Consider the following 1,839-nt stretch of genomic DNA (forward strand, 5'->3'; position numbering starts at 1 on the left):
ATACAAGCCCGGAAAAAACCGGTGCCGCTGAAGCACTCTGCTCCAGAGAGCTATAAGAGTGAGCGGTCCGGGGGAGCAGCAGCTCCGGGGAACCTCGAACGCATGAACATCGGCTCCTCCGGCCCGGACGGAAATCCCGAATCCATCATGAGCGAAATCCGTTCCGCCGCAGCCCAGCCACCCGGCATCAGCATGACCGGCGAAGCCGATCCTTCTCAAGTGGAGGGCTTCAGCCAGGAAGCGTCGCAGCAAGTAGGTGCAGCGAAGCAAGCGGAGATGGGTCAGATCAACAACCCGTTCGGTGAAAATGACATCTATCCCGAACCGGATGGCTCTACCCTAAAGGCAAACGCAGAACTGCAAGGCGGCAACAGCCCCGGTGCCAAAAAGCTGCCGGGCCTGGCGATCCCGGGCGAGATGACCGCAGGCCTCAACAAGTCACTTGCCCCGGAAATGAACAAGCAGCTCGGCGCCAAGCAAGCCGAATACCATAAAGAAAAAGAAAAATTCGATAACAAAGTCATACTGTCCAAAGCTGATAGCCACTCGCAAATCCAGCAGGCAGAAGCTGAAGCCAAGGAACAGCAGCTCAGCCAGCAGGCTGGCGCGAAAGCCGAAGTGGACAACCTAAGAGGCGAGTGGAAGAGTGAACTGGATGCCGCCGAAGCCGACTATGCCGGACAGGCCGGAGCGGCAGCCCAGCAGAAAAAAGGCGAAATCAACACCGTGCGCACCGAAAAAGAACGCGAAGCCCAAAAGCGGCAGTCCGAAGCCGAGCAGGAAGCCACTCAGGCCTACAGCAAAGCCAAAAAAGAGGCCGACGGAAAACATGAGGAAGAAAAAGCCAAGGAAGAGAAAAAAGGCGGCTTCCTCGGCTGGGTGAAAGACAAACTCGAAGCAGTGGTCGAAGTCGTCAAGAAAGCCGTCAACTTTATTTTCGAGGGCCTGAGAAAAGCGGTTAAGTTTATTTTTGAAAAAGCGAAACAAGCTGTACTGGGCATCATCGAGCTGGGCCGCAGGCTGATCACGGACCTGATCAAAGGCCTGGGTACCCTGCTCAAAAAGCTGGTCTCAGTGGTCTTCGCCAAATTCCCTGGTATTGCAGCGAAAATCTGCAGCAAAATTGACGGCGTCGTGAACAAAGCAGTGAAAGTCGTCAATCAGCTCGCGCAGAAGCTCAAAACGAAAGTCACCCAGGTTATGGACTTCCTGGCAACCAAAGTGGATCAGGCCTTGGCTGTCGTGCAGAACTTCTACACGAAATTGATCTCCACCTTGGGCAACCTCCTAATCGCCGTCTTCCTCGATGTGATGGAACGGATCGGGGCGCTTGGCAAGGCGGCGAAGCGGTCCTTCAGCCATTTGGAAGGCAAGATGTGGGAGTATCTGCTGGGAGTAGACATCTCGAAGCCGCTGGGCGCAGGTGCGGCGGAAGGCGGAACAGCAGAGCAGGCCCAGGAAGCGGGAGAACCGCAACCGGAAGAGAAGCTTACCGCAGACGACATCGAAATGGAGTCGGTGGAAGAGGGCGAAATGGACCCTGAGCTGGTACGGGACATGAACCTCAAGGACGGCGAGACCAAGCAGCTTCCGGGCAGCAGCGACCCGCATACGATGGATAGCATCATGGCCGATTTTGACACCGGAAAAGCGGATCAAAGCCTTGGAGGCAAAATCGCAGATGGCGTATCGCTACGGGCAAACAATGCCAAAATGGTGTTTGACCAGATAAAAACATATGTAATAAAATGGATGAAGAGTAATGGATTGAAGCTTTTGGCGGCGGTCATCGGGATATTGGTGGGCGTTGTTGTCGCAGAAATCGTCACGGGTGGAGCC

1 pseudogene is annotated in these 1,839 nt (G+C 55.0%); it reads left to right on the forward strand.

Annotated features, from left to right (window positions below):
• Positions 1-1,839, forward strand: a pseudogene (locus AC0LWN_RS32565) (HNH endonuclease); the annotation flags it as partial.

The organism is Paenibacillus sp. sgz302115 (assembly GCF_056120445.1).